Origin of the sequence: Streptomyces sp. NPDC001728 (assembly GCF_040297565.1) — a bacterium.
Classification (GTDB): Bacteria; Actinomycetota; Actinomycetes; order Streptomycetales; family Streptomycetaceae; genus Streptomyces.
This window is the reverse complement of record NZ_JBEOZK010000004.1, coordinates 311635-336824: the sequence shown is the minus strand read 5'-3', so window position 1 is coordinate 336824 and position 25190 is coordinate 311635. Positions and strand designations below refer to the sequence as shown.

Here is a 25190-nt window from a genome sequence, read left to right as displayed (position 1 = left end):
GTCGGGTCGGACGGTCGGACTCACCGCGCCCCTCCGCCCCGCCGTCGGTTCAGCGCGTCACCGTCCACTTCTGGTTCGCGGTGCCTGCGCACGTCCAGATCTGGAGCCGGGTGCCGTTGGCGGAGCTGTTGCCGCTGGCGTCCAGGCACTTGCCGGCCTGCGGGTTGACGATGTCCCCCGCGCTGTCGGCCGTCCAGCGCTGGGCCGCCGTGCCGTTGCACTCGTAGAGCTGGACCGGTGTGCCGTCGGCCGTGCCGCCGGAGGCGACGTCGAGGCACTTGCCGAGCGCGCGTACGGTTCCGTCCGCCGCGAGGGTCCACTGCTGGGCGCCGGAGCCGTTGCAGTCGTAGAGCTGTACGGGTGTGCCGTTCGCGCTGTTCGCGCCGGCGATGTCGACGCACCTGCCGCCGATCCCGGTGATCGGTCCCGTGGTGGTGGCGCCGTCCGTGGTGGTCACCCGGACGTGGTCGACGACGAGCTGCCGGGGGAAGGCGGTCGAGCCGTCCGGGTCGCCGGGCCAGTAGCCGCCGACTGCGAGGTTGAGGACGAGGAAGAAGGGCTTGTCGAAGGCCCAGGCCCTGCCGCCGAGGTCGGCGGGGGTACGGGTCTGGTAGACGGCGCCGTCCACGGACCAGCTGATCCGGCCCGGCGACCAGTCCACGGCGAAGGTGTGGAAGGCGTCGGCGAAGGCCTGGCCGCCGGGCAGGGTGGAGGCGGCGCCGATGCCACCGGAGCCGGAGTAGCCGGGGCCGTGCAGGGTGCCGTGCACGGTGGCGGGTTCGAAGCCGACGTTCTCCATGACGTCGATCTCCCCCGAGGCGGGCCAGCCGACCTGGCCGAGGTCGTCGCCGAGCATCCAGAACGCGGGCCACATGCCCTGGCCGCGCGGCACCTTCATCCGGGCCTCGACGTGCCCGTACCGGGTGGTGAACTTCCCGGCGGTGTTGAGCCGCGCCGAGGTGTACTCGCACCGGCCGTACCAGCACGGGTGGTTGCCCGGGTTCTCCTTGCGGGCGGTGATGACCAGATGGCCCTGGCCGTCGAGCGCGGCGTTGGCGTTGCCGGCCGTGTAGTACTGCCGTTCGTGGTTGCCGACGTTGTCGCCGGTCTCCGTCTGCCAGCGGGCGCCGCTCACGGCGGAGCCGGCGGCGCCGTCGAAGTCGTCGGAGAAGGTCACGGCGGCGGCTTCGGCCACCGGCCTGAGCCCGGCTCCGCCGGCGGTGGTGTCGGTGGGGCCGAGTCCGAGCGCCGCCGCGGCCAGGGCGAGGGCCGCCAGGGCGGTGAACAGCGGGCGTCGGGCGGAGCGGGAGGAGGACATGACGCTCTCTTCCGTCGAGTGTGGGGGAGCACCCTTTGTCGCATCCATGATTCAAGAAGTGAAATAAGGGGGCGTCAAGAGGCCGGTCGCGCCCCGCACATGGAGATCCGGCCGGATCACCGACGGGGTCCGCCGTGCGCGCCGCCGCTCCTCCCGGGCGTCCGCGTCGCGTGTCGCGGCCCGTCTCCCCCACCGCCGGACCCGTGGCCCGGTCCGGTCCGCTCCTCGGTACGCCGTACGATTCCCCCGTTGTCACTTACTTCGTCCGAAGGAGATCCCCCATGGCCCAGGTCACGCTGAAGGGCAGCCCGGTACAGGTCAACGGCACCCTGCCGACCCCGGGGAGCCAGGCTCCTGACTTCACGCTCGTCGCCGAGGGCCTGGCGGACAAGTCGCTGAAGGACTTCGCCGGCCAGCGCAAGGTCCTCAACATCTTCCCGAGCGTCGACACGCCGACGTGCGCGTCCTCCGTCCGCGCCTTCAACAAGCAGGCCGGCGACCTGGAGAACACGGTGGTGCTCTGCATCTCCGCCGACCTGCCCTTCGCCCAGGCCCGCTTCTGCGGCGCCGAGGGCCTGGAGAACGTGAAGAACCTCTCGACCCTGCGCGGCCGCGAGTTCCACACCAACTACGGCGTGGAGATCGCGGACGGCCCGCTGGCCGGCCTGACCGCCCGCGCCGTCGTCGTGCTCGACGAGAACGACAAGGTGCTGCACGCGCAGCTCGTGGGCGAGATCGCCGACGAGCCGAGCTACGAGGACGCGCTCTCGGTCCTGAAGTAGCCGCCGCGCGCCGCATCGCGGCGCCGTCCGGAAGGAGCCCCTCCACCGACCCGGTGGAGGGGCTCCTTCCGTGCGCGGAGGGCTCAGGAGCAGGCCGGGCAGAGTCCGCGGTACGTCACGTCGGCCTTCGCCACGGCGAAGCCGAAGCGCTCGGCGGGCGGCAGGACGTCCAGCGGGTCCCCGGTCGGCCGGACGTCGCGGATGATTCCGCAGTTCGAGCAGACCAGGTGCTGGTGCGGGCGGTGCGCGTTGGGGTCGTACCGCTTGGCCCGTCCGTCCGTGGAGAGCTCCACGACCTCCCCCAGGGCCACCAGTTCGCCCAGGGTGTTGTAGACCGTCGCCCGCGCGATCTCCGGCAGGCGCGCCACGGCGCGCACGTGCACCTCGTCCGCCGTGAGGTGGACGTGCTCGCCGTCGAGGACCTCCGCGACGACACGCCGCTGGGACGTCATCCGCCAGCCACGCGCACGCAGGCGCTCCAGCAGGTCGCTCATTTTCGGCTCACCTCATCCTATGATTGGCGTGGTTCTTGACTTGGACTCTGTCCATCGTAGGATCGCTTCCGGCAATAGCCAAGGCACACCACGGCTCCGGTCGGGCCCACACCCCTCTGGTGCCCGCCCCGGCTGAGCACCACGATCCGCCCCGTCCGGAAGGATTTGCATGTCCGAGAACCACGACGCAATCGTCACCGACTCCGCATCCCAGGAGTCGGGCGGCTGCCCGGTCGCGCACGGCCGTGCCGCGCACCCGACCCAGGGCGGCGGCAACCGCCAGTGGTGGCCGGAGCGGCTCAACCTGAAGATCCTCGCCACCAACCCCGCCGTGGGGAACCCGCTCGGTGCGGACTTCGACTACGCAGAGGCCTTCGGCTCCCTCGACCTCGCGGCCGTGAAGCGGGACATCGCCGAGGTGCTCACCACCTCGCAGGACTGGTGGCCCGCCGACTTCGGCCACTACGGCCCGCTCATGGTCCGCATGGCCTGGCACAGCGCCGGCACCTACCGCATCAGCGACGGCCGCGGCGGCGCCGGGGCCGGCCAGCAGCGCTTCGCGCCGCTCAACAGCTGGCCGGACAACGGCAACCTGGACAAGGCCCGCCGTCTGCTGTGGCCGGTGAAGAAGAAGTACGGCCAGAGCATCTCCTGGGCCGACCTCATGATCCTCACCGGCAACGTCGCCCTGGAGACGATGGGCTTCGAGACCTTCGGCTTCGCGGGCGGTCGCGCGGACGTCTGGGAGGCCGACGAGGACGTGTACTGGGGCCCCGAGACCACCTGGCTCGGTGACGAGCGCTACACCGGCGACCGCGAGCTGGAGAACCCGCTCGGCGCCGTGCAGATGGGCCTCATCTACGTCAACCCCGAGGGCCCCAACGGCAACCCGGACCCGATCGCCGCGGCCCGCGACATCCGCGAGACCTTCCGGCGCATGGCCATGAACGACGAGGAGACCGTCGCCCTCATCGCCGGCGGCCACACCTTCGGCAAGGCCCACGGCGCGGGCCCGGCGGACAACGTCGGCGCCGACCCCGAGGCCGCGCCGCTCGAGGCGCAGGGCTTCGGCTGGGCCAACTCGTACGGCAGCGGCAAGGGCGGCGACGCGATCACCAGCGGTCTGGAGGTCACCTGGACCACCACGCCCGCGCAGTGGGGCCACGACTTCTTCAAGCACCTCTTCGAGTACGAGTACGAGCTGACCCAGAGCCCGGCCGGTGCGAACCAGTGGGTGGCGAAGGACGCCGAGGCGATCATCCCCGACGCCCACGACGCCTCGAAGAAGCACCTGCCGACGATGCTCACCACCGACCTGTCGCTGCGCTTCGACCCGGCGTACGAGCAGATCTCGCGGCGCTTCTACGAGAACCCGGCGGAGTTCGCGGACTCCTTCGCCCGCGCCTGGTACAAGCTGACGCACCGTGACATGGGCCCGGTCGTCCGCTACCTCGGCCCGGAGGTCCCCTCCGAGGTCCTGCTGTGGCAGGACCCGCTGCCGGCGCGCGAGGGCGAGCTCGTCGACGCCGCGGACATCGCCTCCCTCAAGGAGCAGATCCTCGGCTCCGGCCTCACCGTCGCGCAGCTGGTCTCCGCGGCCTGGGCCTCGGCCTCCTCCTTCCGCGGCAGCGACAAGCGCGGCGGCGCCAACGGCGGCCGCGTCCGCCTGGAGCCGCAGCGCAACTGGGAGGTCAACAACCCGGACGAGCTGGCGCAGGTCCTGCGGACGCTCGAAGGCGTCAAGGCCTCCTTCGACGCCGAGGGCGCCAAGAAGGTCTCCCTCGCCGACCTCGTGGTGCTCGGTGGCGCGGCCGCCGTCGAGAAGGCCGCCAAGGACGGCGGCGTCGACGTCGAGGTGCCGTTCACGCCGGGCCGGGTGGACGCGGCGCAGGACCAGACGGACGTGGAGTCCTTCGCGGCGCTCGAGCCGCAGGCCGACGGCTTCCGCAACTACCTGGGCAAGGGCGTCCGGCTGCCGGCCGAGTACCTGCTCGTCGACCGCGCCAACCTGCTGACCCTGAGCGCGCCCGAGATGACGGTCCTCGTCGGCGGTCTGCGCGTCCTGGGAGCGAACCACCAGCAGTCCGCGCACGGCGTCCTCACCACGAACCCGGGCACCCTGACGAACGACTTCTTCGTCAACCTGCTCGACATGGGTACGGCGTGGACGGCCACGTCCTCGGACGCGAACACCTTCGAGGGCCGCGACAGCGCCACCGGCGAGGTCAAGTGGACCGGCACGCGGGCCGACCTGGTCTTCGGCTCCAACTCCGAGCTGCGCGCACTCGCCGAGGTCTACGCGAGCGACGACGCGAAGGAGAAGTTCGTGACCGACTTCGTCTCCGCGTGGGACCGGGTCATGGGCCTGGACCGGTTCGACACGGTCTGATCCCCGCCAGATCCCTCACCGACCGACCGGCCGACTCCCTCGGCCGGCCGGTCCGGCATATGGCCCCCACCCGAGCGGGTGGGGCTGCCGGAACCGTCTTCTCCGTATCCCGCGAGCCGTGACAGGAACCGACGCCGGGCGTTGGCACTCATGATCCATGAGTACCGGGACCCGGCCGTCACGGCCGGTGGCCCCGGTACCGGCGCACCCCGTCGTGCGCCGTGCCGAACGATCCGGAAGAAGTCGAGGATTCCCGTGCCCCTGTCGTCGCACCGACGCCTGGCCATGAGCGCCACCCTGATCACCGCGCTCGTGGCGGGCGTCGCCCCCGCCACGAGCGCGTTCGCCACTCCCGCCCCCACCACCGCCGCATCCCCCGCCGCCGCCGAGGCGCCCGCCGTCCCCTCCCCCGACATGGAGGGCGTGACCGCCGCCCTGAACGCGGCCATGGCCAACGGCGCGCCGGGGGCGATGGCCCGGTTCACCGGGCCCGAAGGAGTCCGGAGCCGGACCGTCGGCGTCCAGGACCGTGTCTCGGGTGCGCCGATGGACATCCACTCCCGCTTCCGGATCGGCAGCGTCAGCAAGACCTTCTCCACGGTGGTGCTGCTCCAGCTGGTGCAGGAGGGCAAGCTGGAGCTGGACACGCCGGTCAACACGTATCTGCCGGGTCTGCTCCCCGACGACCGCATCACGGTCCGTCATCTGCTGACCCACCGCAGCGGCCTGGCCGACTACACGAACGCGATGTTCGAGCACACCGTGCCGGGCTTCGAGGCCGTGCGGAACCGGGTGTTCAGCTATCAGGAGCTCGTCGACCTGTCGCTGAGCGAGCCCCGGACCACCGAGCCCGGGGTGTCCTACAAGTACTCGAACGCCAACTTCGTCGTGGTCGGCATGCTCATCGAGAAGGCGACGGGCCGGCCGGTGTCCGACGCGTACGAGCGCCGGATCTTCAAGCCGCTGAAGCTGCGCAAGACCTCGTACGTGCACCCCGACACCCGTATCGAGGGCGCGCACGTACGCGGCTACCTGCACCCCGACGAGGAGGGCGGGGCACTGGTGGACTCCACGGAGCAGACCGTGTCCTGGGCGCAGTCCGCAGGGGCCGTCCTCTCCAGCCCCGCCGATCTGAACACGTTCACGTCCGCGCTGATGCGTGGCCGGCTGCTCTCCCCGGCGATGATGGACGCGATGACGACGGTCACGCCGACCGACACCACCAACACCCGGTTCTACGGGCTCGGTCTGCGCCGCTACGACCTGTCGTGCGGTGCCCGGGTGTACGGCCACACCGGTACGGTGCAGGGCTTCTACACGTACACCTTCTCGACCCGTGACGGCAGCCGCAGCCTCTCGGCGATGGCGAACACCTCGAACCACGGAGCCGCGAACACCGCGCTCGGCGGGACGCTGGAGGCGGCGTTCTGCGGGAAGAAGCCCGCGGCGGCGGCCTCGCGCGCCGCCGCCTCGCCGACGGCCGGTGACGTGACGTCGCTGCCCGCGGAACGGGATCTTCCCGAGCGGTACTGAGGGGTGCCGGACCCGGACCGTCAGGCCTCGTACTCGGTGAGGTCGATCGAATAGATCCGCAGCGGCAGGCCGAACTCCGGGTGGGCCGTCTCGCGCTCCTCGGTCATGCCGAGCTTGCCGATGACGTTCTCGGAGCCGTCATTGCTGATGTGGGTGATGGCGACGACCCGGTCCAGACCGCGGTCCTGGAGGGCGAACTCCAGGACCGCGTGGGCGGCCTCGGAGGCATATCCCTGTCCCCAGAACGGACGGCCCAGGCGCCAGACGATCTCCACGTCCGGCATCACCTCGGGCAGGTACTCCGGCAGGGAGAGGCCCGCGAAGCCGATCAGCTCCCCCGAGGCGATGAGCTCGACGGCGAAGATCCCGAAGCCCTCCTCGTCCCACTCCTCCTCGTAGTGCTCGATGTCCTCGGCGGTCCCGTCCAGGTCGCGGACCGAGCCGTCCCCGATCCAGCGCATGACCTCGCGGTCGGCGTTGATCTCGGACAGCGGGACGAGGTCGTCGTCGCTCCAGCGCCGGAGGATGAGACGGGGGGTACGAATTTCGGTCATGCCCCCATCCTGACGCACCCGCCGGGCCCCTCACGCCACCGGCCGGCCTTCGCCCGGTGGTCAGACCGGTATCGGTGCCACGACATGGCCGGTGGCCGAGCAGACCCAGACCGCTCCGGCGGGGGTCCGCGTGGCGTGCGGGCCGGTGCGGTGGTCGGGGCAGAGCGGCCAGACCAGCCGGTCGCGGTCGGCGAGGAGGCACTGCACGCCCTCCGCCGCGTCGACGGCGATGTCGGCCGGCGCGACGCCCCAGACCGGCTCGTGGCCGACGGACACCTCCCCGACCGGTTCGCCGTACTCACGGTCGTCGCCGGGCCACTCGTGGACGACCGGGACATCGAGTGTGCGGCCGGTGTCCCGCCGCACCTGTGCCAGCAGCGCCGTGACGGTCCGCTCCGCGTGGACCCGACGGTGTTCGTCCAGGAGCGGGACGAAGTACGGCGCCGGGACCGCGCCGTTGACGGTGAAGACCTCTTGGAAGAACGCGAGGGCCTCCGGCGAGCCGAAGTGCCCGTCGAGGTCGGTGTGCAGCGCTCCGGAGAGTCCCCGCAGCCAGGCCCGGAACGCCAGGTCGTCCGCGGGTACCGGCCGCGGGCCGCTGCCGGCATCGATCAGGGGACGGCTGTCGGGCGGGTGCATCGCGGCTCCGTTCAACGGTGCTGGAGGGTCCCGATCGTACGGGCGGGTGCCGCCTCTACACAGGCGCGGCCCCGGGCTCGGGGGCCCTGACGAGGTCGGTCGGGTCGGTGTTGGCGCCGCAGAGGACGACGCAGATCCGCTCTCCCGGGGCCGGGCGGTAGCCGGGGGTCGTCGGGTCGCCGTGGTCCGGTGCGGTGAGGGCGGCCAGGGCGGTGGCGGCGGCGTGCTCGACGGCGAGACGGCGGTCGGTCCAGAGGGCGCGGCGGGCGCGCAGGATCTCGGCGTCGGTCACGAGCAGGGTGCGGACGTCGTCCTGCCGGGCGGCCTCCAACGAGGCGGCCGAGACACGGCGGGCGCCGAGCGAGTCGGCGGCGACGGAGTCCACGGTGACGTCGACGGGGTGCCCTGCTTCGACGGCGGCGTCGAGGGCCCGGCAGTTCTCGGGCTCGACGGCGACGGTCCGGATGCCGTGGTGCCGGGCGGCGGTGGCGACGCCGGTGAAGAGTCCGCCGCCGCCGACCGAGACGACGACGGTGTCGAGGTCCGGGATCCGCTCGTGGATCTCGTCGAGCAGGGTGCCCGCCCCGGCGGCGATCAGGGGGTGGTCGTAGGCGTGGGAGGCGAGCGCGCCGGTGTCGGCCGCGAAGGCCTCGCAGGCGGCGAGCGCCTCGGCGTACTCCGACCCGACGAGCCGTACGTCCGCGCCGTAGCCGGCGAGCTTCTCGACCTTGACCCTGGGGGCGGTGGTCGGGAGGAAGACGGTGGCGGGGACGCCGTGCCGCAGGGCGGCCCAGGCGCAGGCGAGGCCCGCGTTGCCGCCGGAGGCGATAGTGACGCCGGCTCCGGGGAGGGTGCCTTCCTCCCGGTGGGCGAGGAGGAAGTTCTGCGCGCCGCGTGCCTTGAAGGAACCGGTGTGCTGCATGAGTTCCAGGGCGAAGTGGAGTGCGTACGGCCGCGCACCCGGGTCGGCCGGGGTGACCGTCACGGGTCGGACGTGGCCGCGGATGCGGTCGGTGGCGGTCTTGACGTCGGCGTACGCGAGGCTGTGCACGGGGTCTCCAGGAGGCGGGAGGGTGAGCGAGGAGGGGGCGGGGCGTCAGTTCCCTGGCGTCGGGGCCTTCGTGAAGGCGTGGCCCAGCGCCGTGGCGAAGTCCTCGGGGTTGTCCAGCATCAGGTTGTGTCCCGCGCGGGGGATCTCGACCACCGGGATCCCGAGCGCGGCCGCCTTCTCCGCGTCGGCGTCCGGCAGGCTCAGATCTCCCACCAGGTAGGTGCGGGGTGCGGTGAGCTCACCCAGGAGGTCGCCGGGCGCGGGGGTGCTCCCCTCGACGAGGGCGACCGCGCTGCGGTGGACGGCCAGCGGGTCGGCGAGGCGGAGCCTGGCCGCGTAGTCGGGCCGGTCGGTGGTGTCCACCATCCGGGCGAAGCCCCGCGTCACGAAGGCGGCCTCGTCCTGGGCGGCGACCGGTGTGCTGAACACGCCTCCCCCGGCGTAGAGGTTGGGCTCGGCCACCACCAGCCGCGCCACCAGGTCGGGGCGGGACGCCGCGAGGTGGATGGCCACGGCGCCGCCCATGGAGTGTCCGACGAGGTCGACGGCCGTGACGCCGAGGTGGTCCAGGAGGCCGGCGACCACCGCCGCCTGGGACTCCATGCGGTAGTCGAAGTCGGCGGGCCGGTCGCTCAGTCCGTGGCCGAGCAGGTCCACGAGCAGGGCCCGCCCGCCGCCGAGGGCGGGGTGGGCCGCGATGTGGGCGAAGTCCGACGCCGCCGTGCACCCGAGTCCGTGGACGAAGACCCGCACGGGTCCCTCCCCGGGCAGCTCGATCCACCGGATGTACGCCTTCGCGTCCGTCAGGAACAACTCCCGCATGTCGCCCGTTCTCCCCTTTGTCGCGCCACTTTCCTGCCGTCATGAGTCACTGTAGGAGGCGGTACTGACAGCGGTGCCGGAGACGACGAGAAAGGACTCCCATGCCCCTCCAAGGCGAGTACGAGCCCAGCCCGACGAAGTGGGTCCGTGACCAGGTCGAGCTGTACGAGTCGTCCGGCGGCACGGAAGGGACGACGATGCGTGGCATGCCGGTCGTCCTGGTGACCAACGTCGGCGTGCGGAGCGGCAAACTCCGCAAGACCCCGCTCATGCGGGTCGAGCACGAGGGGGCGTACGCACTCGTCGCGTCGAACGGCGGGGCGGTGGAGCACCCCGTCTGGTTCCACAACCTGATCGCCTCACCGCTGGTCGAGGTGCGTGACGGCCCGCAGGTCTGGGACATGAAGACCCGTGTGGTCTCGGGCGAGGAGCGGGCGGAGTGGTGGGAGCGGGCCGTGGCGGCCTTCCCCGACTACGCGGACTACCAGGTCAGGACCGACCGGGAGATCCCGGTGTTCGTCGCGGAGCGGGTCGACTAGTCGCGGAGCGGTTCGGCCGAGGCCGCCTGGCGGGTGTTCGGGGGCTGCCGGGGCGCATCAGCCCCGGGCTCCCTCCCCCCGTCAGCCGCTCCGGTGCGGGGCCGGGCCCGTGTGAGTCCCACCCCCACCAGGACCACCGCCATCCCCAGGGCGACCCGTGACGTCAGCGGCTCGCCGAGGACCAGCGCGCCCAGTGTCACGGACACCACCGGCAGCAGATAGCCGACCGTCGCGGCGGAGGTGGGGCCCTCCTCGGCGATCATCCGGTAGTTCAGATGGAAGGTGACTCCGGTGCCGAGGACACCGAGAGCGAGGACGGCGAGGATGCCCGTCCAGGTCACCGCCGCGGGTCCGCCGCTCGCCGTCAGGGGCGTGCTCAGGGCGGTCGCGGCCAGCAGTTGCGCGGCGGACAGTGCCAACGGCGCGGTGCCCCGGTCGGCGAGCCGACGGGCCATGTAGGCGAAGGCCACGGCGTAGCTCGCGGCGGCGCCGAGGAGCGCGAGGGCGCCCCGGCTCATGAGGCCCGAACCGTGGCTCCAGGGGGCGAAGATCAGCAGGACCCCGGCGAAGCCGAGTGCGAGTCCGGCGGCTCGTGCGGCGCGCAGCGGGCGTTCCGTGCCGAGGGCCAGGCCGATCAGGAGGGACCAGAGCGGGGTGGTGGCGTTCAGTACGCCCGCGACCCCGCTGTCCACGGTCCGCTCGCCGGCCGAGACGAGCAGGAACGGCAGCGCGTTGCAGAAGAAGGCGGCGACGGCGAGCCGCGCCCAGGTGCCCCGGTCCCTCGGCAGCCGCTGCCCCGCGCCGTGAGCGAGCGCGAGGAGCACCGCCGCGCCGAGGAGGCAGCGGATGAAGGTGATCCAGCCGGGGGTGAGGCCCTCGTTGAGGGAGATCTTGATCCAGAGGAAGCCCGAGCCCCAGAGCAGGGCCAGGACGCCCATGCGCGTCGCCGATGTCATGGGTTCACGCTCCCGCGCCCCGTCGTGCAGGACAAGCGATGACTTGTGCATCGAGCATTAAGCTCTGCTACATGCTGGATGTGAGACGTTTGCAGGTGCTCCGGGCCGTCGTCACCAGTGGCTCCGTCACCGCCGCCGCGGCGAACCTCGGTTACACGCCCTCCGCGGTGAGCCAGCAGATCGGTGTCCTGGAGCGGGAGGCCGGCATCGCGCTGCTCGAACGGTTCGGCCGGGGCGTGCGGCCGACCGCCGCCGGCCGGCTGCTCACCGAGCACGCCGCCGCCCTCGGGCGGCAGCTCGCCGAGGCCGAGACCGCGCTCGCCGATCTGCGGGCCGGCCGCACCGGGCAGATCTCGGTCCGGTACTTCGCCACGGCGGGCGCCGAGATCGTCGCCCCGGCCCTGGCCCGGTTCCGCACCGAACACCCAGGCGTGCGCGTCGATCTGAGGATCGCCGACGGCCCGCCCGACGCGGAGGCGGACGTCACCCTGGTCGTCCAGCCCCGGGACGGCGGTGCGCACGGGGTCGGGGACGGTCTCCGGCTGGTGCATCTGCTGGACGACCCGTACCGGGCCGTGCTGCCCAAGGGGCATCGGCTGGCCGACCGCCGGGGCGCGGTCGAGCTGGCCGACCTCGCGGCGGAGCCGTGGGTGGGCAGCGAGCGGCCCGGCCCCTGTCTGGACCCGGTCCTGGAGGCGTGCGCCGCCGCCGGGTTCGCTCCGGACATCGCGGTGGAGTGCGAGGAGTACGCCACCGCGCAGGGCTTCGTTGCGGCCGGTCTCGGCGTCAGCCTGGTCCCGTTGACGGGGCTGGGCAGCCGCCACCCGAACGTGGTCGTCCGCAAGGTCCGCGGCCCGGAGCCGGTCCGCTCGATCCACGCGGCGGTACGGGAGTCCTCGCTCACCCTGCCCGCCGTGCGCGGCCTCCTCGCGGCGCTCCGGGAGAGGTGAGCGGGCGCGGTCGGGTACCCACGGCGGGCGCCCATCCCTGCGCGGACGCCCCCGGTGCCTGCGCGGCACCGGCGGCGCCCGCCCGTCGCCGGCGGTCAGGCCGGGGAGAGGACCGTCAGGAGATGGGCGACCTCGCGGGCCACGGCGGCGCGGGCCGGGGTGAGGTAGTGACGGGGGTCGACCGCGTCCGGGTGTTCGGTGAGGTGGGCGCGGACGGCGCGGGTGAAGGCCTTGTTGAGGTGGGTGGAGACGTTCACCTTGGTCATGCCGGCCGCGACGGCGGCGGTGAGGTCCGCGTCCGAGACGCCCGAGGAGCCGTGCAGGACGAGCGGGGTGTCGACCGCCGCGCGCAGACGGGCGATCAGATCGAAGTCGAGGACCGCGTCACGGGTCAGCATCTGGTGGGAGCTGCCGACGGCGACCGCGAGGGCGTCGACGCCGGTGGCCTCGACGAAGGCGCGGGCCTCGTCGGGGTCCGTCCGTACGCCCGGGGTGTGGGCGCCGCCCTTGCCGCCGACCTCGCCGAGTTCGGCCTCGACCCAGACACCGTGCTGGTGGCAGTGCTCCACGACCTCGCGGGTGGCGGCGACGTTCTCCTCGTAGGGCAGCTTCGAGGCGTCGAACATGACCGAGCCCAGGCCGAGTCCGACGGCCTCGCGGACGAGGCCGGGGTTCTCGGCGTGGTCGAGGTGGACGGCGACCGGGGTCTTGGCGGCGCGGGCGAGGGCGAGGGAGGCGAGGGCGACCGGTTCGAGGGCTCCGTGGTAGCGGACGGTGTTCTCGCTGATCTGGAGGACCACGGGGCGGTCGGCGTTCTCGGCGCCGGCCACGATGGCCTGGGCGTGTTCGAGCTGGAGGACGTTGAACGCCCCCACGCCGGTGCCCGCCGCACGGGCGCGGCGGACGATCTCATCGGTCGGCGTCAACGGCATGGTGTTTCTCCGGGGTGTGAGCGGGTGCGGGCGGCGTCGGTCAGGCGGGTGCGTCGGTGAGGACGACCGAGCGGGTCAGGTTCCGGGGGGTGTCCGGGTTCAGGCCCTGGGCCTCCGCGACGGACACCGCGAGCCGCTGGGCCCTGATCAGGTCCGCGAGCGGGTCGAGGTCGCTCTCGGAGAGAGTGCCGCCGACCTTGCGCACGTCGTCCGCGAGTCCGGCAGGCAGGGTGCCGAAGCCCCAGGTGACGCGGCCGGGGCCGGTGATGCTGATGGGGCCGTGGCGGTACTCCATCGCGGGGTAGGCCTCAGTCCAGGCGCCGGCCGCCTCGCGCATCTTCAGCCCGGCCTCCAGGGCGAGTCCGTAGGTCCAGCCGGTGCCGAGGAAGGTGAACTGCTCCGCCGTGCGGATGCTCTCGTCGAGCGGGGAGGCGAGGGCCAGTTCGGCGTCGCGCGCGGCGTCCTCCACGGTGGCGACGCCCTCGGGCAGGGCGTCCTCGGACTCCAGGTGCGCGCGGAACAGGGCGAGCACCGTGGTCGCGAAGCGGGTCTGGACCACCGACTCCTCGTCCGCGAAGTCCAGCACGGCGACCTCGTCGGCGAGGTCCATCACCGGGGTGGTGGGGTCGGCGGTGACGGCGCCCGTGGGCACGGTGCCGCGCAGCCGGGACAGGACGGCGAGGACCTCGCTGGTGGTTCCGGAGCGGGTGATGGCCACGACCCGGTCGTAGTGGCGGCCGTAGGGGAACTCCGAGGCGGCGAAGGCGTCGGTCTCGCCGTGGCCGCCGGACTCGCGCAGTTCCGCGTAGGCCAGGGCCATGAACCAGGAGGTGCCGCAGCCGATGACCGCCACGCGCTCGCCCCGCCGAGGCAGGGCGGCGGTGTGCTGGGGCAGGGTGCGGGCCGCCTGGCGCCAGGTCGTCGGCTGGGAAGCGATCTCCACGGCGGTACGGGTGGTGCTCATGGCCGGTCTCCTTGCAAGATGAGTGCGATGTGATGACTGAAGTTGTCCTAAGTCAGGCTTATTCAAGCAGAAACTTGCATTCTCTTTCCAGATCCCGCACACGTCGGCGGATAGAATCGGACGCGCGCACGAGCCCGAGGGAGGGACCCATGCCCAAGCACGAGCGGTGGAACACGCTCCTTGAACTCCTCGCAGCCTCGGGGAAGCTGGAGGTCGAGGAGGCGGCGTCCACGCTGGACGTCTCCGCCGCCACGATCCGCCGGGACCTCGACGAGCTGGCCGAGCAGCAGTTGCTGGTACGGACCCGGGGCGGCGCGGTCGCGCACGGCGTCTCGTACGAGCTGCCCCTGCGGTACAAGTCGACCCGGCACGCCCCGCAGAAGCGCCGCATCGCCGAGGCGGCGGCCGACCTGGTCGCGCCGGGCGAGGTCGTCGGCCTCAACGGCGGCACGACCACGACCGAGGTGGCCCGCGCGCTCGCGCTGCGCTTCGCGGGCGGTCGCCCGGAGGGCCCGGGAAGCACCGCGCCCGCCGGGCCCGCCCTGACCGTGGTCACCAACGCGCTCAACATCGCGGGCGAGCTGGCGGTGCGCCCGCAGATCAAGATCGTCACGACCGGCGGGGTGGCCCGCCCCCAGACGTACGAGCTGGTGGGGCCGCTGACGGTCGGCGTACTGAACGAGGTCGTCCTCGACGTGGTGGTCCTGGGCGTCGACGGGGTCGATCCGCACCTGGGCGTGATGGCCCATCAGGAGGACGAGGCGAGCATCAGCCGGCTCTTCGCGGAGCGCGCGAGCCGGGTCGTCGTGGTGACCGACTCCTCCAAGCTGGGCCGCCGGGCGTTCGCCCGCATCTGCGGTCTGGATCGGATCGACCTGCTCGTCACCGACACCGGGATCAGCCCGGAGGCTGCCGCGCAGCTCACCGAGGCCGGCGTGGAGGTCCTCACCGTCTGACAGATCCGATGCCATTGGTATGAAGTCGGACCAATTCCTGCCCCCTTGCCACTTGGCCCTGGTGTGTTAATCCAGTAATTACCTCGCAGGCGTATACCTTTAAGCCGCCCTCCCCCATGATGTCCCCGACGTGCCGCAGGGGCACAGCGTGACAGGAGGGGCGGGGCATGCTTCCCATCAGCCGCAGAGGGTTCGTCGGGATCGGCGCGGGGCTCGTGGCGGGGGCGGCCCTGCCGCCCGTACGGGCCTCCGCCGCCGCGACGGCGGCCACCGGCACCCTCACCGACGTCAAGCACGTGGTGATCCTCATGCAGGAGAACCGCAGCTTCGACCACTACTTCGGCACCCTGCGCGGTGTGCGCGGCTTCGCCGACCGCGCCGCGGGCAACCTGCCCGGCGGCTGGGGCATGTTCAACCAGCCCAACTGGGGCGGCCGTCAGTACCCCTGGAAGCTCAGCGACACCCCGCCCGCCGGCGGCGTCGACGGCGAGACCCTCGCCCAGTGCAACGGCGACCTGCCGCACAGCTGGACCTCGCAGCACGCCGCCTGGAACAAGGGGCGCATGGACAACTGGGTCACCGGCGTGGGCAACACCCGCTCGCTCGGCCACCTCGGCCGTACGGACATCCCCTTCCACCACGCCCTCGCGGACAACTACACGATCTGCGACGCGTACTTCTGCTCCACGCTGAGCGCCACCGGCCCCAACCGCACCTTCCTGTGGAGCGGGAAGGTCGACGGCTCCAGCAAGGACGGCGGCGACGAGTCGGGCCTCACCTGGGAGACGTACGCCGAGGCGCTCCAGCGGGCCGGGGTGAGCTGGAAGCTCTACCAGAACGCGCAGGACAACTACGGCGACAACGGTCTCGCGTACTTCAAGAAGTTCACCGACGCGCGCCCCGGCGACCCGCTCTACGACCGCGGCATGGGCTCGGTCCCCAAGGTGACCGGTTCGACCCCGGACGACATCGCGGCGGCGATCCGCGCCGACGTCGTCGCCGGGACGCTGCCGCAGGTGTCGTGGGTGGTGGCGAGCGAGGCGTTCTCGGAGCACCCGTACGCCCCGCCCGGGGACGGCGCACACTTCGTCGACCTGGTCTACCGCGCGCTCGCGGCCGACGCCGAGGTCTTCGACTCGACCGTGCTCTTCCTCAACTACGACGAGAACGACGGCTTCTTCGACCATGTGCCGCCGCCGGTCGCCCCGCCCGGCACGCCGGGCGAGTACCTCGACGGCGTCCCGATCGGCCTCGGCTTCCGCGTCCCCATGATTGTCATGTCCCCGTGGACCCGGGGCGGCTGGGTGAGCTCCGAGGTCTTCGACCACACCTCCGTGCTCCGCTTCATGGAGAGCTGGACGGCGGCCCTCGGCACCCCGGCCACCTGCCCCAACATCAGTGCCTGGCGGCGGAAGGTGACGGGCGACCTGACCGGCGTGTTCGACTTCGCCCACCCGGTGTACGGGGTGCCGGCCGGCCTTCCGGCCACGGCGAAGGTCATCGGCCAGTCCACCTGCGGCCCGCTGCCCAACCCGGCGCCGCAGAACAACGCCCTGCCCGCGCAGGAGTCCGGCACCCGGCCGGCCCGCGCCCTGCCCTACCAGGTGAACGGCAACCTCGACCGCTTCGAGTTCGGCGCCGCCGGAAAGATCCTGGCCTGGTTCTCGATGACCAACCAGGGAACCGAGGCCAAGCGGGCGGCGCACTTCTCGATCCACCCCCACCAGTACCGCGACACGGCCGCCTGGCAGTACACGGTCGACGCCGGCGCCACCGCGTCCGACTACTTCAACATCGGCCTGGGGTCGGGCTCCGGCAAGTACGACATCTCCATGATGGGCCCCAACCGCTTCCTGCGCCGCTTCATCGGCGACGCGTCCAAGGCGGGCAAGGCCATCGAGGTGGCGGCCCGGTTCGCGACCGAACCGGGCACGGGCAGGACGGCCCTGTACTTCAAGCTGAGCAACACCTCGGCCGGGCCGGTGACCTTCACCGTCCGCTCGAACGCCTACCGTACGGACGGCCCGTGGACGTACACCGTCCCGGCGAACTCCACCCGCGAGGACTTCTTCAACGCGGTGGCCTACACCAACGGCTGGTACGACTTCACGATCCTCGCCGACATCGACGGGACCTGGTCGCGCCGGTACACCGGCCACATCGAGACCGGGGCACCGAGCATCAGCGGGTGAGCCGGGGCCGCGTCAGCGGCCCGCGAGCGCGGCGCGGTGGATCGTGGCATCGAGCAGGGCCACCGCGTCGGCCGCCGTACGGCCGGGAGCCCTGTTCCACGGTCCGATCAGCTCGTGCCAGCCGCGCGAGCGCAGCTCGGTCATGATCCAGGCGGCGGCCTCGTTCATCGTCGTCGCCCCGCCGTAGCCGAGGCGGTGGGCGGCGAGCAGGGCGCCGCAGACGCACCGGGCCCCCCGGGCGTCGCGCAGCTTGTAGGGGGCGTTCTGCCAGCCCCACTCCGTCAGCACCAGGCGCGCGTAGCCGAGGTGGACGGAGGGGCGCAGTTCGGGCTGTCCGATGCGGCGCCAGGAGTGCAGCCGGTCGGGCAGGACCGCCCCGAGCCGGCCGGGCAGGCGGCGCTCGACGGGCAGGGGCGGGGGGAGCGCGTCGAGCGCGTCGGCGACGAGACGGTCCACCGGGACGGTGAGCAGCCGTCTCCATCTCTCCACGTGCGGGGCCGGTACGGCCGTGGGGGCCGGGGCAACCGTGGGAGCCGGGGCAACCGTGGGAGCCGGGGCGGCGGTGGGGGCGGCGGTCCAGTCCGTGACGATCCGCTGCCAGGTCGCGCTCTCGTAGAGCGCGACGGCCTCGCGGTCGAGGGTGTCGGGGCTGAGCAAAGGGGTGGAGGGCGACATCCGGGCGGCTCCTCGGTCGGGGTCGCCCCCATCTTTCACGAAGAATGTCCGGTTTGCGACTTTTACCCCGCCCTGCACACACCTCTGGTGGGGCTTTACGGCATGATTCCCTATTAACCGAATTACGTCGCATATTCGGACATTAGGCACCTGGTGACGCGACTCACTTTTCCGGAGACACCCATCCGGCCGTCGCCCGCCGAGGCCGTACCGGACAAGGGAGTTCCGCGGCGCGGAGTTCCCGTCGATCTTGAATTGCGTGAATTCCGTGATCCTTTACGGAGGCCATCGCTCCGGCCCTCTTGTTATCCATCGCATTACTGGCCTACGGTCACCTCCATTCGAGCGGATCGCCGAATCCTGCCACCGCTCGAAATACCTCTATTTTCACCCGACGGCAGGAGCGGGGGACCCACGAATACGCCGGCCCGGATTCCGGGACGGCTCGGGGTGCAGCCGCGTGTGCGCGGCCGGACATCTCCCGTCCGAACCCGACAGCTCACCCCGCAGGCGCCGGAGAGGACACCGTCATGCCTGCAGTCGCCAAGCACCGCCGCTCCCGCCGCAACCCCGTCTCCCGTGGATGGGTGCTGGTCGGGACGGGTGGGGCCGCCATCGCCCTGCCCCTGATCGCCCCCGCGGGAGCCAGTGCCGCGCCCGTTTCGGCAGCACCGGAAATCGCCGTCCGTGTCGTCGCCGCCCCCGCCGCTCCGGCCGCCCTCGCAGCACCGGCCAAGGCCCCGGCAGCCCCCGCCGCCGCACGCACCTACACCGTCGTCGGTGGCGACTCGCTTTCCCTCATCGCCAAGAAGAAGGGAATTCAGGGCGGCTGGAAGGACCTTTACCGAGCCAACAGGGCGACCGTGGGTGACAATCCGTCACTTATTCATCCGGGTCTTGAACTGACGATTCGTCGGGATTCCGCGAAGCCCGCCCCCGCGCAGGCGAAGAAGACCTCCGCGACCACCGAGCGGGCGAAGAAGTCCTCCGCCACCACCGAGCGGGCGAGTCGCTCCGAGCGCCGGACCGCCCCCGTCACCGCCGCCGTCGCCACCGGCACGGGCGCCTCCGCCGCCCAGGCCGTGCCCGTCGCCGCTCCGGCCGCCGTCCAGGCCGCCCCGGCCGCGGCCACCCGGTACGCCGACAACCTCGACGGCTGGATCCGCGAGTCGCTGGACATCATGGCCCAGCGCGGCATCCCCGGCTCGTACGACGGCATCCTCCGCAATGTGATGCGCGAGTCCTCGGGCAACCCCCAGGCCATCAACCTCTGGGACTCCAACGCGTCGGCCGGCACGCCCTCCAAGGGTCTGCTCCAGGTCATCGAGCCGACCTTCCAGGCCTACCACGTACCCGGTACGGCCATGGACCTGTTCGACCCGGTCGCCAACATCACCGCCGCCTGCAACTACGCGGCCGACCGCTACGGCTCCATCGACAACGTCAACAGCGCCTACTGATCCCGGAAATGCCTGGTGAACCAGGAGGTGGCGAGCTCCGCCACCTCCTCCAGGGCGCCCGGCTCCTCGAACAGATGGGTGGCGCCCTCCACGACCTCGAGCCGGCTCTCGCAGCGCAACAGCGACCGCGCCCGCCGGTTGAGGTCGAGGACCGGCACGTCCCTGCCTCCGACCACGAGCAGCGTCGGCGCGCGGACCCGCGCCAGGTGGTCGGCCGCGAGGTCCGGCCGGCCGCCGCGCGAGACGACCGCGGCCACCGGCGAAGCCGGGTCGCCCGCCGCCCACAGCGCGGCGGCCGCTCCCGTACTGGCCCCGAAGTACCCGAGCGGCAGGCCGTCGCTGACCGGCTCCCCGGCCAGCCATTCCGTGGCTCCCGCGAGCCGGCCTGCGAGCAGCGGGGTGTCGAAGACATGGGCCCGGTCGACCGCCTCGGCCTCCGTGAGCAGGTCGAACAGGAGCGTGCCGAGGCCCGCCCGGTTGAGCGCGGCGGCGACGGCACGGTTGCGCGGACTGTGCCGGCCGCTGCCGCTCCCGTGGGCGAACAGGACGATGCCGGTGGCGCCTTCGGGCACCGCGAGCCGCCCGGCGAGGGTGACCCCGGGGAGCGGGACGCGGACGTCCGCGTCCTGGACGACCGGGTCGTGCGCGGCACGGATCCGGTCGAGGCAGGCGACCACCTCGGCGTCGGGGGTCTGGGAGAAGTCCTGGTAGAACTGGCCGATCGCGTAGAACGGCTCCGGCGTGCGGACGCTCACGGTCTCGTCGGCCTCGCCGCCGAGCCGGGCCGTCCAGCCGTGCGGTGCGACCGGGACCGCCAGCACGATCCGGGCGGCGCCCCTGGCCCGTACCACCCGGCAGGCCGCGAGGGCGGTGGCCCCGGTGGCGAGCCCGTCGTCGACGATCAGGACCGTGCGCCCCTCCAGGGGCACGGCCGGTCTGCTCCCCCGGTAGCGGCGACCGCGCTGCTCCAGTTCGAGGTGCTCGCGCTCCTCCACGGCGGCGAGTTCGCGCTCGTCGACCCCGGTCTCCCGCAGCACCCGTTCGTTGAGCACCCGTACGCCGCCCTCGCCGAGCGCGCCCATCGCCAGCTCCGGCTGCCGGGGCACGCCCAGCTTGCGTACGAGACAGATGTCCAGCGGTGCGCCGAGGGCGTCGGCGACCTCCGCGGCCACCGGCACTCCCCCGCGCGGAAGACCTAGCACCACGACGTCGTCACCCTTGAACCGGTCGAGGCGGGCCGCGAGCCGGCGTCCCGCGTCCGTGCGATCGCTGAAGAACATCCTCGGCCGCCCTTCCGTCACGCGGCTCCGGGCGACAGGGCGAAACGATCCGTCCGTCCCCTGGCCGTTACTCCAGGGTAGACACCTCGGCGCCGGGGTCACCCCCGGACGACGGCGACCGGGCACTCCGCGTGGTGCAGCAGGGCCTGGCTGACCGAGCCGAGCAGCAGTCCCGCGAATCCGCCGCGCCCCCGGGCGCCCGTCACCACGAGCTGGGCATCGGCGCTCTCCGCGAGCAGGACCGGGCGGGTCCTGCCCCGTACGAGGCGCCGCTCGACCGGGAGGCCGGGCCGGCGGGCCACCGCCGCCGCGAGCGCCCCGTCGAGGACGCGCCCCTCCTCGCCCCGGATCTCCTCCGTGCCGTGGAAGAGCGGGGTGAGGTCGGCGGGGCCGGTCGTCGGGGTCCAGGCGTGCACCGCGAGCAGTTCGGCGCCCCGGGCCGCGGCCTCGGCGAAGGCGAACTCGACGGCCGCGTCGGAGTCGGCGGAACCGTCGACGGCGAGCAGGACGGGCCCGCTCGGCCGCTCGCGGCCCCGGACCACCAGCACGGGGCAGGCGGCGTGGGCCGCGAGGTGGACCGCGACCGAGCCGATCAGGAGGCCCGTGAACGCGCCCGCGCCCCGGCTTCCGACCACCGCGAGCGCGGCCGAGCGGGACCGGGTGGCCAGCACGGTGAGGGGTTCCCCCTCGATGACCTCCCCCGTGACGTCGACCTCCGGTGCGCAGGCCCGGGCGCGGGCGACGGCCGTGTCGACGACGTCCTGGGCCTGCTGGCGGAGACCACCGCCGGGCGGACCGTACGCCGAGGGGCCGAGGGGAACGTGGAGCAGCGGCCAAACGAAGGCGTGGACGACGCTCAGTCGCGCTCCGTGCGACCGGGCCTCCTGTGCGGCGGTCTCCACCGCGCGCAGCGCGGACTCGGAGCCGTCGACCCCGACGAGCACATGACCGCGCGCTCCGTCCCGGCCGTCACCGCCCGGTTCGTGCGCGCCCTGTGCCTGCCCGTCGTGCCCCTGACCGCCCCGCTCCTGCTCGCCGTGCCCGTGACCGGTCCGCTCCGTCATCGGTCTCCCGCCCTTCCGTCCCTCCGGCCGGTGCGCTCGCGCACCCTTCACCCGTCGGATGCCCGGTGGCCGGGCCGTCACCCGGGACTTCGGTCCCTGGTGACGGCGCGGAAGGTCCCTTCTTCGCCGGTCAGGCGGCCAGGAAGGCCTCGATGGCTCCCGCCAGGGCCTCCGGGGTCTCCTCGGGGGCGTAGTGACCGGCGTCCTTGAGGACTTCGAGGCGGGCGTTGGGGTACCAGCGCAGCCAGGTCGACTCCATCGCCTCGCTGCCGAGGGCGGGGTCGTGGGCCCCGACGACGAGCAGCACCGGGGTGGGGTTGTCGCGGACCCGCTCGTGGAAGTCTGCGCGGGACCAGGAGTCGAGGTAGCTGCGGAAGGCCGTGGCGGAGGAGCGGGCGACGGAGCGCTGCACGAGGGCGTCCAGCCAGGCGCCGTCGTAGCGGTTGCCGGTGGTGTTGTCGATGATGGCCCGCCGGTTGGCCGGTTCCGCGGCGGCGCCCGCGAAGAGTTCCCAGGTCTCGCCGTCGAGCGGGAAGCCCGCGGCGGAGACGGGCGAGACGCCGATGATCGAGCGGACCCGGTCGGGGGCGTCCAGGAGCATCAGCTGGGCCGCCTTGCCGCCCATCGAGTGGCCGATCACGGAGAAGGTGTCCCAGCCGAGGTCGTCGGCGACCGCGAGGGCGTCGGCCGCGACCTCCTCCATGGTGAAGGCGCCGACGCGGTCGAGGGCCTCGCCGTAACCGCGGCAGTCGACGAAGGCGTACGAGCCGGTGGCCCCGTCCAGATGGTCCCGCAGCGGGGCGAAGCTGGTCCGGTCGCCGAACCAGTTGTGCAGGAAGAGCGCCCGCGCGGGGCCCCCGCCGTGTACGTCGTACGGAAGAACCCGGTCCGTCATCGTGCCCCCTGGTCGCGAGGTGGTTCCGGCGCCGCGCCTCCGGCGGCGGCCGACCACCGAGTGTGACGGGACGGACGCGTGGGGTCAACCTCCCCGGGGGGCGTGCGGGCGGGACCGGGCGCATCCTGGCTGTGTGACCTCGCACGGCACGTCCGGCACCGGCCCGGCGGACGACACCGGGCGTCCGTCCGGGAACGGAGCCGCAGACGGGCCCGCTTCCGGCGCTCTGACCTGGGCCCTCGCCGAGACGGCGCTGCGGACCGTCGAGGAGGTCGGCGGATACGCGGGCGGGGTGTACCTGCGCTCGGGAACTCCGGGGCTGTTGCGGCTCGCAGTGCTGGTGGGGCTGCCGGGGCCCGTGTTCCAGCCGTGGTGGCGGATGCATGAGAACCGGCCGTTCCCGGTGGCCGAGGTGCATCGCTCGGGCCAGCCCGTCCACCTCCCTGACGTCGAGGAGGCCATGCGCCGGTTCCCCCAGCTGGTGGCGAGTCTGCCGTTCCCCTTCGCCTCGCTGTACACGCCGGTCGTCGCGGGCCGTGAACGCTTCGGGGTGCTCGTGGCACTGCGGGCACCGACCCCGGGGATACCGGTCGACGCACGGGACCGCCGCCGCATGACGCGCGAGGCACTCCGCCTCGGTGGCGCCCTGGCAGACCTGACCCGCCGGGGGACGCCGGTCGAATGGCCGGGCGATCCGGTCTGCGTCCAGCTGTCCACGGCGGGGGCGCCCCCGGTCCGCTTCGGCACCTTCGACTGGGACCTGGACACGGGCACGGTGACCATGGACGCCGGTCTCCTGGACATCCTCGGCGCGGAGGTGACCTCGCCCTGTTCGATCGAGATGCTGACGTCCCTGCTCGAACCGGAGGACGGATACGCACTGTGGGCGGCGGCCCGGCAGGCCACGGATCCGGGCGGGCGGCCGGTGGTGCGCCGGATACGCCTGAAGGGGCCGGACGGGGGGCTGCACCTCCTGGAGGTCTCCACGAGGGCGCGCAGGAGTCCGGCGGGGGCGGAGGGCGCGGGGCGGCCCGACGCGTTCGGCCGGTACGGCGCGCCGCCCGGTATCGGTACCTCCGACGGGTTCGCCGCGTCCGCCGCGGGCGTACGTCTCATCTGCACCCTCGTCGACCTCGGCACGGGTCTGGTCGGCTCCGACGCCACCGACCGGCTGCCCCGGGCGATCCTCGCGATCGACCGCCTGGGCCGCGTCACCTACGTCAACGAGCGCACCGAGCAACTGCTCGGCCGGCCGCGCGGGGCGCTCGCGGGACGGCCGCTGTGGGAGGCGCTGCCCTGGTTCGGTCTCCCCTTCCACGAGGAGCAGCTGCGCGCCGCGCTCCTCTCCGGCGAGCCGGTGCGGTTCCTGGCCCGCCCCGAGCGGGGCCGGTGGCTTTCGGTGTCGCTGCATCCGGGGCGGGACGGGGTGACCATGGTGCTGGTCCCCGAGGACGGTCCGACGGCGCGCCCCCGGGGCCCCGGGGCACCGGGGCGGCCGGCGTCGCGTCCGGACGCCTCGGAGGGCCGGATCACCGAGCTGTACCGGCCGGTGGCCCTGGCCATCGCGCTCTCCGAGGCGGTGACGGCGCGCCAGGTGTCCTCGGTGGTGACGGAGGAGTTGCTGCCGGCGTTCGGCGGGCGGCAGCTGGCCATCTATCTGCTCAGCGACCGCCGGCTGTACCTGGCCTGGGAGACGGGCTTCCCGCCGGGGTTCCTCGAACCCTTCGACGGGGTGGCCCTGGACGCCCGGGTGCCGGGGGTGGAGACGCTGACGACGGGCCGGCCGCTGTTCTTCGAGTCGATGGAGCGGCTGGGACGGGCGTATCCGGACCTCCCGCTGGACGCCCACTCGGGGGCGCGGGCGTTCCTGCCGCTGATCGCCTCGGGCCGGCCGGTGGGCTCCTGCATCCTGGGCTTCGACCGTCCGCGCGGGTTCAGCGCGGAGGAGCGGACCGTGCTGACGGCGCTCGCGGGCCTGATCGCGCAGGCCTTGGAGCGGGCGCAGCGGTACGAGACGGAGTCGGCGGTGGCGCGGGGCCTCCAGGACGCGCTGCTGCCGCACCGGCTGCCGGTGCGCGACGGCGTGGACACGGTGGGCCGCTACCTGCCGGGGACGGCGGGCATGGACGTCGGCGGGGACTGGTACGACGTGATCGAGACAGGGCCGAAGCGGCTCGCGCTGGTGATCGGCGACGTGCAGGGGCACGGGGTGGCCGCCGCGGCCACGATGGGTCAGCTGCGGAGCGCCGTACGGGCCTTCGCGCTGGCCGGGCACCGGCCGCAGGACGTGATGCGGGGCACCAACCGGCTGCTCATCGACCTGGATCCGGGGCAGTTCGCCAGCTGTTGCTATGTGTCGCTCGACCCGGAGTCGGGGGAACTGCGGGCGGTGCGGGCCGGGCATCCGCCGCCGCTGCTGATGCGCCCCGACGGGACGACGGAGCGGGTGGAGCTCGCGGGCGGGATGGTGCTCGGGATCGACGGCCGTGCCTCGTATCCGGTGACACGGCTGCGGCTGGCTCAGGGCGCGGTGCTCGCGCTGTTCACGGACGGTCTGGTGGAAAAGCCGGGCGAGGACATCGACGACGGGATCGAGGCCCTGCGGCGGGCCCTCGCCGCGACCGCTTCGCTGCCGCTGGCGGAGGCCGCCGACCGGGTGACCCGGGAGGCCCGGGAGGCCACGGCCCGCCCGGACGACATCGCGCTGCTGCTCGCGGCGCGCTGGCCGTAGTCCGTGCGCGGAGA

22 protein-coding genes and 1 riboswitch are annotated in these 25190 nt (G+C 72.9%); of the genes, 9 read left to right on the top strand and 13 right to left on the bottom strand.

The features are described 5' to 3' along the window. Positions 1-49 precede the first annotated feature (49 nt). Complete coding sequence (locus ABT154_RS09425) at positions 50-1318, bottom strand: ricin-type beta-trefoil lectin domain protein (protein ID WP_351854953.1); 1269 nt, start codon at positions 1316-1318, stop codon at positions 50-52. A gap of 281 nt (positions 1319-1599) precedes the next feature. Here ABT154_RS09425 and tpx point away from each other — a divergent pair, with 281 nt between their 5' ends. Then, positions 1600-2100, top strand: coding sequence for a thiol peroxidase (tpx, locus tag ABT154_RS09420; RefSeq protein WP_351854950.1), 501 nt, complete (start codon positions 1600-1602; stop codon positions 2098-2100). 83 nt (positions 2101-2183) lie between these two features. Here the strand turns inward: tpx and ABT154_RS09415 are convergent, their stop codons facing one another. Next, the gene (locus ABT154_RS09415; RefSeq protein WP_351854947.1) at positions 2184-2594 is read right to left on the bottom strand and encodes a Fur family transcriptional regulator; all 411 of its coding nucleotides are present in this window, start codon (positions 2592-2594) and stop codon (positions 2184-2186) included. Positions 2595-2763: 169 nt separating this feature from the next. Between ABT154_RS09415 and katG the strand changes: the two genes are divergently transcribed. Together katG and ABT154_RS09405 are read left to right on the top strand one after the other, a co-directional pair. After that, on the top strand, positions 2764-4983 hold the full coding sequence (gene katG, locus ABT154_RS09410; protein ID WP_351854945.1) for a catalase/peroxidase HPI: 2220 nt from the start codon (positions 2764-2766) through the stop codon (positions 4981-4983). Between the two features lie 285 nt (positions 4984-5268). Continuing rightward, positions 5269-6516 carry a serine hydrolase domain-containing protein gene (locus ABT154_RS09405; protein ID WP_351854943.1) on the top strand — a complete coding sequence of 416 codons (1248 nt, stop codon included), beginning with the start codon at positions 5269-5271 and terminating at the stop codon, positions 6514-6516. A 20-nt stretch (positions 6517-6536) separates the two neighbouring features. Here ABT154_RS09405 and ABT154_RS09400 read toward each other — a convergent pair whose 3' ends face one another. From ABT154_RS09400 to ABT154_RS09385, 4 genes are read right to left on the bottom strand one after another with little or no spacing between them, the layout of a single operon-like run. After that, positions 6537-7070, bottom strand: coding sequence for a GNAT family N-acetyltransferase (locus ABT154_RS09400; RefSeq protein WP_351854940.1), 534 nt, complete (start codon positions 7068-7070; stop codon positions 6537-6539). Between the two features lie 60 nt (positions 7071-7130). After that, positions 7131-7709 (bottom strand): hypothetical protein, encoded by a 579-nt coding sequence (locus ABT154_RS09395; RefSeq protein ID WP_351854938.1) that lies wholly within the window; start codon positions 7707-7709, stop codon positions 7131-7133. Positions 7710-7764: 55 nt separating this feature from the next. Then, entirely contained in the window at positions 7765-8760 is a 996-nt protein-coding gene (locus ABT154_RS09390; RefSeq protein WP_351854936.1) for a serine/threonine dehydratase, read from the bottom strand. Positions 8761-8805: 45 nt separating this feature from the next. Then, positions 8806-9582 (bottom strand): alpha/beta fold hydrolase, encoded by a 777-nt coding sequence (locus tag ABT154_RS09385; protein ID WP_351854934.1) that lies wholly within the window; start codon positions 9580-9582, stop codon positions 8806-8808. Between the two features lie 101 nt (positions 9583-9683). On the opposite strand from ABT154_RS09385, the gene ABT154_RS09380 reads away from it, so the two are divergent. Further along, entirely contained in the window at positions 9684-10121 is a 438-nt protein-coding gene (locus ABT154_RS09380; RefSeq protein ID WP_351854932.1) for a nitroreductase family deazaflavin-dependent oxidoreductase, read from the top strand. Here the strand turns inward: ABT154_RS09380 and ABT154_RS09375 are convergent. After that, on the bottom strand, positions 10118-11077 hold the full coding sequence (locus ABT154_RS09375) for a DMT family transporter (RefSeq protein ID WP_351854929.1): 960 nt from the start codon (positions 11075-11077) through the stop codon (positions 10118-10120). The genes ABT154_RS09380 and ABT154_RS09375 overlap by 4 nt on opposite strands. 71 nt (positions 11078-11148) lie before the next feature. Here ABT154_RS09375 and ABT154_RS09370 point away from each other — a divergent pair, with 71 nt between their 5' ends. After that, complete coding sequence (locus ABT154_RS09370) at positions 11149-12027, top strand: LysR family transcriptional regulator (RefSeq protein ID WP_351854927.1); 879 nt, start codon at positions 11149-11151, stop codon at positions 12025-12027. A 95-nt stretch (positions 12028-12122) separates the two neighbouring features. Here ABT154_RS09370 and ABT154_RS09365 read toward each other — a convergent pair whose 3' ends face one another. Both ABT154_RS09365 and ABT154_RS09360 read right to left on the bottom strand, forming a co-directional pair. Then, positions 12123-12959, bottom strand: coding sequence for a class II fructose-bisphosphate aldolase (locus ABT154_RS09365; protein ID WP_351854924.1), 837 nt, complete (start codon positions 12957-12959; stop codon positions 12123-12125). A 40-nt stretch (positions 12960-12999) separates the two neighbouring features. Further along, positions 13000-13923 carry an SIS domain-containing protein gene (locus tag ABT154_RS09360; RefSeq protein WP_351854923.1) on the bottom strand — a complete coding sequence of 308 codons (924 nt, stop codon included), beginning with the start codon at positions 13921-13923 and terminating at the stop codon, positions 13000-13002. Between the two features lie 149 nt (positions 13924-14072). Between ABT154_RS09360 and ABT154_RS09355 the strand changes: the two genes are divergently transcribed. Together ABT154_RS09355 and ABT154_RS09350 are read left to right on the top strand one after the other, a co-directional pair. Continuing rightward, positions 14073-14879 (top strand): DeoR/GlpR family DNA-binding transcription regulator, encoded by an 807-nt coding sequence (locus ABT154_RS09355; RefSeq protein WP_351854920.1) that lies wholly within the window; start codon positions 14073-14075, stop codon positions 14877-14879. 167 nt (positions 14880-15046) lie between these two features. Next, positions 15047-17071: a phosphocholine-specific phospholipase C gene (locus ABT154_RS09350; RefSeq protein ID WP_351854918.1), complete on the top strand. Its 2025-nt coding sequence runs from the start codon at positions 15047-15049 to the stop codon at positions 17069-17071. Positions 17072-17083: 12 nt separating this feature from the next. Here the strand turns inward: ABT154_RS09350 and ABT154_RS09345 are convergent, their stop codons facing one another. After that, positions 17084-17746: a DUF6197 family protein gene (locus ABT154_RS09345; RefSeq protein ID WP_351854916.1), complete on the bottom strand. Its 663-nt coding sequence runs from the start codon at positions 17744-17746 to the stop codon at positions 17084-17086. A gap of 369 nt (positions 17747-18115) precedes the next feature. Beyond that, a riboswitch (cyclic di-AMP (ydaO/yuaA leader) is annotated at positions 18116-18272 on the top strand. A 4-nt stretch (positions 18273-18276) separates the two neighbouring features. On the opposite strand from ABT154_RS09345, the gene ABT154_RS09340 reads away from it, so the two are divergent. Next, complete coding sequence (locus ABT154_RS09340) at positions 18277-19206, top strand: LysM peptidoglycan-binding domain-containing protein (protein WP_351854913.1); 930 nt, start codon at positions 18277-18279, stop codon at positions 19204-19206. Here the strand turns inward: ABT154_RS09340 and ABT154_RS09335 are convergent. The 3 genes from ABT154_RS09335 to ABT154_RS09325 form a co-directional block, all read right to left on the bottom strand. Then, entirely contained in the window at positions 19200-20486 is a 1287-nt protein-coding gene (locus tag ABT154_RS09335) for a phosphoribosyltransferase family protein (RefSeq protein ID WP_351854911.1), read from the bottom strand. The two genes, ABT154_RS09340 and ABT154_RS09335, sit on opposite strands and share 7 nt — an antisense overlap. Positions 20487-20584: 98 nt before the next feature. Beyond that, positions 20585-21550 carry a universal stress protein gene (locus ABT154_RS09330; protein ID WP_351854909.1) on the bottom strand — a complete coding sequence of 322 codons (966 nt, stop codon included), beginning with the start codon at positions 21548-21550 and terminating at the stop codon, positions 20585-20587. A 130-nt stretch (positions 21551-21680) separates the two neighbouring features. After that, a complete protein-coding gene (locus ABT154_RS09325) occupies positions 21681-22445 on the bottom strand; it encodes an alpha/beta fold hydrolase (protein WP_351854906.1) in 765 nt (254 codons plus the stop codon). Positions 22446-22578: 133 nt separating this feature from the next. On the opposite strand from ABT154_RS09325, the gene ABT154_RS09320 reads away from it, so the two are divergent. Continuing rightward, a complete protein-coding gene (locus tag ABT154_RS09320) occupies positions 22579-25176 on the top strand; it encodes a SpoIIE family protein phosphatase (RefSeq protein ID WP_351854904.1) in 2598 nt (865 codons plus the stop codon). Positions 25177-25190 lie beyond the last annotated feature (14 nt).

Coding starts and splice junctions, on each gene's coding strand:
- ABT154_RS09425 (WP_351854953.1), bottom strand. CDS start 1,318: ATGTCCTCCTCCCGCTCCGCCCGACGCCCGCTGTTCACCGCCCTGGCG.
- tpx (WP_351854950.1), top strand. CDS start 1,600: ATGGCCCAGGTCACGCTGAAGGGCAGCCCGGTACAGGTCAACGGCACC.
- ABT154_RS09415 (WP_351854947.1), bottom strand. CDS start 2,594: ATGAGCGACCTGCTGGAGCGCCTGCGTGCGCGTGGCTGGCGGATGACG.
- katG (WP_351854945.1), top strand. CDS start 2,764: ATGTCCGAGAACCACGACGCAATCGTCACCGACTCCGCATCCCAGGAG.
- ABT154_RS09405 (WP_351854943.1), top strand. CDS start 5,269: ATGAGCGCCACCCTGATCACCGCGCTCGTGGCGGGCGTCGCCCCCGCC.
- ABT154_RS09400 (WP_351854940.1), bottom strand. CDS start 7,070: ATGACCGAAATTCGTACCCCCCGTCTCATCCTCCGGCGCTGGAGCGAC.
- ABT154_RS09395 (WP_351854938.1), bottom strand. CDS start 7,709: ATGCACCCGCCCGACAGCCGTCCCCTGATCGATGCCGGCAGCGGCCCG.
- ABT154_RS09385 (WP_351854934.1), bottom strand. CDS start 9,582: ATGCGGGAGTTGTTCCTGACGGACGCGAAGGCGTACATCCGGTGGATC.
- ABT154_RS09380 (WP_351854932.1), top strand. CDS start 9,684: ATGCCCCTCCAAGGCGAGTACGAGCCCAGCCCGACGAAGTGGGTCCGT.
- ABT154_RS09375 (WP_351854929.1), bottom strand. CDS start 11,077: ATGACATCGGCGACGCGCATGGGCGTCCTGGCCCTGCTCTGGGGCTCG.
- ABT154_RS09370 (WP_351854927.1), top strand. CDS start 11,149: ATGCTGGATGTGAGACGTTTGCAGGTGCTCCGGGCCGTCGTCACCAGT.
- ABT154_RS09365 (WP_351854924.1), bottom strand. CDS start 12,959: ATGCCGTTGACGCCGACCGATGAGATCGTCCGCCGCGCCCGTGCGGCG.
- ABT154_RS09360 (WP_351854923.1), bottom strand. CDS start 13,923: ATGAGCACCACCCGTACCGCCGTGGAGATCGCTTCCCAGCCGACGACC.
- ABT154_RS09355 (WP_351854920.1), top strand. CDS start 14,073: ATGCCCAAGCACGAGCGGTGGAACACGCTCCTTGAACTCCTCGCAGCC.
- ABT154_RS09350 (WP_351854918.1), top strand. CDS start 15,047: ATGCTTCCCATCAGCCGCAGAGGGTTCGTCGGGATCGGCGCGGGGCTC.
- ABT154_RS09345 (WP_351854916.1), bottom strand. CDS start 17,746: ATGTCGCCCTCCACCCCTTTGCTCAGCCCCGACACCCTCGACCGCGAG.
- ABT154_RS09340 (WP_351854913.1), top strand. CDS start 18,277: ATGCCTGCAGTCGCCAAGCACCGCCGCTCCCGCCGCAACCCCGTCTCC.
- ABT154_RS09335 (WP_351854911.1), bottom strand. CDS start 20,486: ATGTTCTTCAGCGATCGCACGGACGCGGGACGCCGGCTCGCGGCCCGC.
- ABT154_RS09330 (WP_351854909.1), bottom strand. CDS start 21,550: ATGACGGAGCGGACCGGTCACGGGCACGGCGAGCAGGAGCGGGGCGGT.
- ABT154_RS09325 (WP_351854906.1), bottom strand. CDS start 22,445: ATGACGGACCGGGTTCTTCCGTACGACGTACACGGCGGGGGCCCCGCG.